The sequence below is a fragment of the Enterococcus sp. 6D12_DIV0197 genome, assembly GCF_002174385.1.
In the GTDB taxonomy this organism is placed as follows: Bacteria; Bacillota; Bacilli; order Lactobacillales; family Enterococcaceae; genus Enterococcus_D; species Enterococcus_D casseliflavus.
On record NZ_NIBN01000001.1, the window covers coordinates 1,903,452 to 1,907,367 of the forward strand.

Genomic DNA, 3,916 nt, shown 5'->3' on the forward strand with positions numbered 1-3,916 from the left:
AAATAAAATGATTAGATTTTTTTTGTTTTTGTGAATAAAATCGTGTATAATTAGTATGTGATAAAAAGGAATAAACTAGAAGGAGTTTGTGATGAATTATAATTACGGAGTTAGAAAGAAATCGGTTGTATCGGTCATTTTATTAACATTTATTACTTGTGGCATTTATACATTCTTTTGGATGTACCAAACAACCAAAGAGCTGGCAGAATACAGCGGGGATAATCGTCTTTCGCCAGAGACGTCGATTTTACTCACGATCCTTACTTGTGGATTGTATCAAATTTATTGGTGGTACCGAATTGCGGATATCTTTATGAGTGCACAACAGCGAGCGAATATGCCCCGTCTGAGTGACAACAAAATTCTTTTTGTCGTCTTGAGCCTGTTTGCTTTTGATTTCATCAACATGGCGATTTTACAAGGTGATATGAACCAAATGTGGGAAGCGGCTGATCAAAATGCCATGACCTCATCTAACAATACAAACGATTCGTCTGATTCAGATGATTGGGTAGATTATTGATTTGTCCGTTTAAATGGTTAACGGGGTTTCCTTGTCCAGGTTGTGGCATGACGCGCGCCTACTTGCACTTATTTCAGGGTGATCTTGAAGGTGCGCTGCATTTTCATCCCTTGTTTTGGTTAGTGCCGATCGTATTCGGAATCGTTTTATTCAAAAAAAATCCGAAAATCAGCAAACTTTACTACAGTCACAACCTGTGGGTGACATTGACACTTTTGGTACTAGTGGTTTATGGTGGTCGGCTCTGGCTTCATTTCCCACATGACGCGCCAATGGACTTTGATCCAGAGAGCATTTTCCCACAACTACTACGTCGGATTGGTCAAGTGATTCACTAACAGCCATTCACCCAAGCATTAAAAATCTTTAAGAAAATGCTTTGTTTTTTTCTGAAAGCGAAGGGAACATGCGACAGTAGTTGAATCTTTATGAAAATTGTGTTATATTTACAATGTAATGATACTTAGAGTGAGTGAGCGGTTTTTTCGCTCACTCTTTTTAATGGAATGAAGTTCGTTTCGTTGAGAAATAAAGGAGGCGATGTTGTGAGTACGGTAGTGGAAACTGTTACAGATATAGTGACCCCTATTCTGGATGCGCAAAAATTTGAATTAGTTGAAGTAGAATTCGTGAAGGAAGGGAAAAATTGGTTTCTTCGTGTGTTCATTGATAAAGAAGGCGGAATCGATATCGAGGAATGTGCCTTTGTCAGTGAACAACTTAGTGAACAATTAGACCAATGCGAACCTGATCCTATTCCACAGGCCTATTTCTTGGAAGTTTCTTCCCCTGGCGCCGAGCGTCCATTGAAGAAAGAAGCAGATTACCAACGGGCAGTCGGCGAGTACATTCATGTTTCTTTATATCAACCGATTGATGGAGAAAAACAGTTCGAAGGCTTTTTACAGTCATTCGACGAAAATCAGCTAGTTATTAAGACCCGAATCAAAACCAGAGAAAAAGAACGAACGATCGACCGGAAAAATATTGCCAAAGCTCGTTTAGCCATTCAATTTTAAACACGGAGGAATGAAAGAATCATGAGTAAAGAAATGTTGAATGCATTGGATGCATTAGAAGCAGAGAAAGGCATTTCAAAAGAGATTGTCATCGATGCCTTGGAAGCGGCATTGGTTTCAGCCTACAAACGTCATTACGGGCAAGCACAAAATGTGGAAGTTGAATTTGATCAGAAAAAAGGCAACATCCACGTCTATGCAGTCAAAGAAGTGACAGAAGAAGTCATGGACTCGCAACTAGAGGTTTCATTAAAAGAAGCGATGACAATCAATCCCGCTTATGAAATCGGCGACAAAATCCGTTTTGAAGTAACGCCTAAAGACTTTGGTCGTATTGCGGCGCAAACGGCAAAACAAGTCATTTTGCAACGGGTCCGTGAAGCAGAAAGAAACATTATCTATAACGAATTTAGTGCGTACGAAAAAGACATTCTGCAAGGAATCGTTGAACGCCAAGACAATCGTTATATTTATGTAAACTTAGGCAAAATTGAAGCCGTGCTTTCAAAACAAGACCAAATGCCAAATGAGTTTTATCAACCCCATGATCGGATCAAAGTATTCGTTTCTCGTGTTGAAAATACTTCGAAAGGCCCTCAAGTATTCGTTAGCCGTAGCCATCCAGATTTGCTACGCCGATTATTTGAACAAGAAGTGCCAGAAGTATATGATGGTACTGTAGAGATCGTAAGTATTGCTCGTGAAGCAGGGGATCGTGCCAAAGTCGCTGTTCGTTCCTTTGATGCCAACGTCGATCCAGTCGGCACTTGTGTCGGCCCTAAAGGTCAACGGGTTCAAGCGATCGTCAATGAACTAAAAGGCGAAAACATGGACATCGTGGAATGGAATGAAGATCCAGCGATCTTCATCGCCAATGCGTTGAATCCAGCAGAAGTCAGCGACGTTATTTTCGACGTTGATAATCCGAAAGCATGTACTGTTGTCGTTCCTGATTACCAATTATCATTGGCGATCGGTAAACGCGGACAAAATGCTCGTCTAGCAGCCAAATTGACTGGCTTCAAAATCGATATCAAATCAGAAACAGATATGGAAGAGTTTTATGCGAAGCTGGATGAAGGCGACTATATCGATGAGTATGATGCAACTGCTTCAGAAGCTGCTGAAGAAAGCAGCACAGAAGCAACAGAATCTGCAGAAACAGTTGATGAAGCGATCCTTTCATCAGATATGACTGCGGATGATTATGAAAATGTTGAGTTTGACGAAAAATAGTTGAGGTGAGATCGTGATGAAAAAACGAAAAATTCCTTTACGAAAATCAGTGATTTCAGGCGAAATGCTGCCTAAGAAAGAAATGCTTCGTATCACTCGTTCAAAAGAAGGCGTTGTTTCCATCGATCCAACAGGAAAAATGCCCGGTCGAGGAGCTTATATAGCGATCGAACCGGCTGAAGCCCAGAAAGCATGGGATAAGCGGATCTTGGATCGGGTGCTGGAAACGAAATTAACAGATGAATTTTACCAAGAACTATTGGACTATGTAACGCACCAAAAAGCGCGAAAAGAGTTATTTGCAAATGAATAAAACCAAAGCATTAAATATGTTAGGACTAGCCATGCGTGCTGGGAAATTAGTGACTGGTGAAGAAATGACCTTAAAAGAGATTCGCAATGAGAAAGCTGCTTTGGTCATTGTCGCCAGTGATGCTGGTAAAAATACACAAAAGAAAATTAAGGACAAAAGTTCTTATTACGAAATTCCGCTCCTAGATGCATTTTCTGCTGATGAAATCAGTGCGGCCATTGGGAAACCAAGAATGGTCATTGGCATCTTAGATCAAGGATTTGCAAGGAAGGTGCAGGAATTAATATTAGGTTAGGAAGGTGATTGCATGGGGAAAAAAAGAATTTATGAACTTGCAAAAGAATGGAACAAATCGAGCAAAGAGGTTGTTGAAAAAGCACAATCTTTAGGCTTTGATGTCAAAAATCATATGGGCGCGATCTCAGATGGAGAGGCGCAGAAATTGCAGCAGTCATTAGGCGGCAATCCAAATGGTAAAACATCTGCAAACTCAAATCCCGCAAATCAGAAACCAGCCAACCAGCCGGAAAAACAAGAACAAAAGAAATTTAAAACGCAAAGAAATAATCCTAACTTCCAAAACCGTCATAACAATCAAAGTCAACAGCGAACTACGCAAAGTAATAACCGTCCTGCTGGTCAAGGACAAGTAGAGCGCACGAACAGTCAAGGAAGTAACAGACCAAATAACCAAGGAAGTCATAATCGAGTGAATAACCAAGAGAATCGTAACAATCAAGGGCAACAAAACCGCCCAACAAACCAAGGACAACAAAACCGTCCGAATAATCAAGGACAGCAAAACCGTCCGAACAATCAAGG

General features: G+C 40.6%; 7 protein-coding genes. All 7 read left to right on the forward strand.

Features of this window, described 5'->3' with window-relative positions:
• Positions 1–91: 91 nt before the first annotated feature.
• A complete protein-coding gene (locus A5867_RS08740) occupies positions 92–526 on the forward strand; it encodes a DUF4234 domain-containing protein (RefSeq protein WP_008378150.1) in 435 nt (144 codons plus the stop codon).
• Positions 523–864: a DUF2752 domain-containing protein gene (locus A5867_RS08745; protein WP_225869294.1), complete on the forward strand. Its 342-nt coding sequence runs from the start codon at positions 523–525 to the stop codon at positions 862–864. The genes A5867_RS08740 and A5867_RS08745 overlap by 4 nt, the downstream gene beginning before the upstream one ends.
• Positions 865–1,071: 207 nt before the next feature.
• Positions 1,072–1,545 carry a ribosome maturation factor RimP gene (gene rimP / locus A5867_RS08750; RefSeq protein ID WP_005225920.1) on the forward strand — a complete coding sequence of 158 codons (474 nt, stop codon included), beginning with the start codon at positions 1,072–1,074 and terminating at the stop codon, positions 1,543–1,545.
• 21 nt (positions 1,546–1,566) lie between these two features.
• Complete coding sequence (gene nusA / locus A5867_RS08755; RefSeq protein ID WP_060792086.1) at positions 1,567–2,781, forward strand: transcription termination factor NusA; 1,215 nt, start codon at positions 1,567–1,569, stop codon at positions 2,779–2,781.
• Between the two features lie 16 nt (positions 2,782–2,797).
• Positions 2,798–3,094 (forward strand): YlxR family protein, encoded by a 297-nt coding sequence (locus A5867_RS08760; RefSeq protein ID WP_005225922.1) that lies wholly within the window; start codon positions 2,798–2,800, stop codon positions 3,092–3,094.
• Positions 3,087–3,389 (forward strand): YlxQ-related RNA-binding protein, encoded by a 303-nt coding sequence (locus tag A5867_RS08765; RefSeq protein ID WP_015509584.1) that lies wholly within the window; start codon positions 3,087–3,089, stop codon positions 3,387–3,389. Before A5867_RS08760 ends, A5867_RS08765 begins: the two co-directional genes overlap by 8 nt.
• 12 nt (positions 3,390–3,401) lie before the next feature.
• Positions 3,402–3,916 (forward strand): translation initiation factor IF-2 N-terminal domain-containing protein (locus A5867_RS18195; protein ID WP_249270032.1); only part of this gene is annotated, 515 nt, incomplete at its 3' end.